The organism is Streptomyces sp. 13-12-16, from assembly GCF_002114215.1.
GTDB lineage: Bacteria > Actinomycetota > Actinomycetes > Streptomycetales > Streptomycetaceae > Streptomyces.
In genome coordinates this window covers 1-1,952 of sequence record NZ_NCTE01000803.1, presented here as the reverse complement: position 1 = coordinate 1,952, position 1,952 = coordinate 1, and the positions used below count along the sequence as shown (strand labels likewise).

Here is a 1,952-nt window from a genome sequence, read left to right as displayed (position 1 = left end):
GGGCGAGGGAGACGGCCGTCAGGGCGCTGTTGAAGGAGACCTCGGAGAGCACGCCGGGTGCGGCGACCTGGTCGCCGGCGAGGTAGACGCCGTCGCCGCGGTCGACGGCGGGGCGGTCGCGCCAGCTGGTGCCGGGCAGGTCGACGGCGCCGGTGCGGCCGTTCGCCACCGCGTTCCGCCGCCAGGTGACGCGTTCCCGCCAGCCCTGGAAGGCGAGGTCCAGGAGTTCCTCCGCGCGGGCGGTGCCGTCGGCCTTGGTCTCGTGCGGGCCGACGGGGATCTGGCCCTGGACGAGCTGTTCGCCGGCGGGGGCGAGGGTGCGGTCCTGGGCGGTGAAGCGTTCCAGCCAGCCGGGTGCGTCCAGGTCGGACACGGCGAACGCGTCGCCGCGGCGGGTGCGCAGGGCGAGGTCGATCAGGACGGTGCGGCCGCTCGGCCAGGTCAGTGAGGGGTCGTCGAGGAGGCGGCGGGCGGAGTCCAGTGAGGTGGCGACGACGACCGGGGTGTCGGTGGGCAGGGTGTCGATGCGGGACAGCGTCTCCATGCGCACGCCGAGGTTCCACGCGCGGGCGGCCATCCGGTCGATGAGGCCGCCCCAGCCGCCGCGCGGGTAGTGGGCCTCCGGGGGCAGTTTGGTGGCTCGGCGCAGGCGTTCCTGTACGAACGCGGCGGACAGGGAGCCGGGGTCGTGGTGGAACAGGGCGACCGCGGTGTAGTGGGCGGCGGCCCGTGCGCCCTCTTCGCCGGCGATCCGGGTGGCCCAGGTGAGGAAGTCGGTGTCGACGGGTGCCTCGGTGCCGCCGCGGCGCAGCAGTTTCAGCAGGGCGAAGGGTGGGGTGCGGCGCAGGGTGCCCCGGTGGCGGAGCCGTAGGCGGGCCGCTTCCAGGGGTGGGAGCGGGGCGAGCGGGCCGATGAGGCCGCGCTGTCGGAGCCAGGTCCAGTGCGGGCCGCCGTTGTAGAGGGCGTGGGGTCCGTCGTTGGTGCGGTAGGGGCCTTCGGCGGTGCGGGCCCGGCCGCCCAGGGTGTGGTGGGCTTCGTGGACGGTGACCTTGGCGCCCGCCTCCGCGGCGGTGATGGCCGCGGTGAGTCCGGCGAATCCGCCGCCGATGACGGTGATGCGGTGCATGGCTGGGGGTCTCCCTCGGTCGGGGTCGCCTTCCGGCTTTGCGGGTACGACGGAGTGGGGGCGCGGAAATGTGACATGGGCGGGGTTTTCGCAGGTCGGGGTGGTTGTCAGTGGTGGGGTGCAGCATGGGGTCATGGTGCGGAGAGCGGTGGGTGGCAGGGGTGTGAAGGGGGCGGTCCGTCCTGAGTTGCGGTTGCCCGCGCTGGAGCGTTACGAGGGGGGTGGGCTGGAGCCGGACGGGGATTACGACGGGCTGGAGTTCCCGGGGTCTGACTTCGCCGGGCAGGACGGCGGCGGGGCGCGTTTCATGGACTGTGCGCTGACGGGGTGTGCGCTGGACGGGACGCGGCTGTCGCGGGTGCGGGTGCTGGATTCGGTGCTCGCCGGTGTCCGGGGTGTGGGTACGGATCTGGCCGGGGCGACCCTGCGCGATGTCGAGCTGACCGACGCGCGGCTCGGGGGGACGCAGTTGCACGGGGCCGCGCTGGAGCGGGTGCTGGTCCGGGGCGGGAAGATCGATTTCCTGAATCTGCGTTCGGCCCGGCTGAAGGACGTCGTCTTCGAGGGGTGTGTCCTGGTCGAGCCGGACTTCGGGGGTGCCCGGCTGGAGCGCGTGGAGTTCGTGGACTGTGCGCTGAAGGACGTGGACCTCTCGGAGGCCACGCTGAAGGACGTGGATCTGCGCGGGGCCGCGTCACTGGAGATCGCGAGGGGGGTGGACCGGCTGTCGGGGGCGGTGATCAGCACGGGTCAGTTGCTGGATCTGGCGCCGGTGCTGGCGGGGGAGCTGGGGATCAGGGTGGAGGGGTGAGGGAGGAGGGGTGAG

Annotated in this window: 2 protein-coding genes; one reads left to right on the top strand and one right to left on the bottom strand. The window is 73.3% G+C overall.

Annotation, left to right across the window (positions count from 1 at the left end; genetic code table 11):
- Positions 1 to 1,126: NAD(P)-binding protein (locus tag B7767_RS29255; protein ID WP_085574787.1), on the bottom strand; the 1,126-nt coding region annotated here is incomplete at its 3' end.
- Between the two features lie 133 nt (positions 1,127 to 1,259).
- On the opposite strand from B7767_RS29255, the gene B7767_RS29250 reads away from it, so the two are divergent.
- Entirely contained in the window at positions 1,260 to 1,937 is a 678-nt protein-coding gene (locus B7767_RS29250; RefSeq protein WP_256923612.1) for a pentapeptide repeat-containing protein, read from the top strand.
- Positions 1,938 to 1,952: the final 15 nt, after the last annotated feature.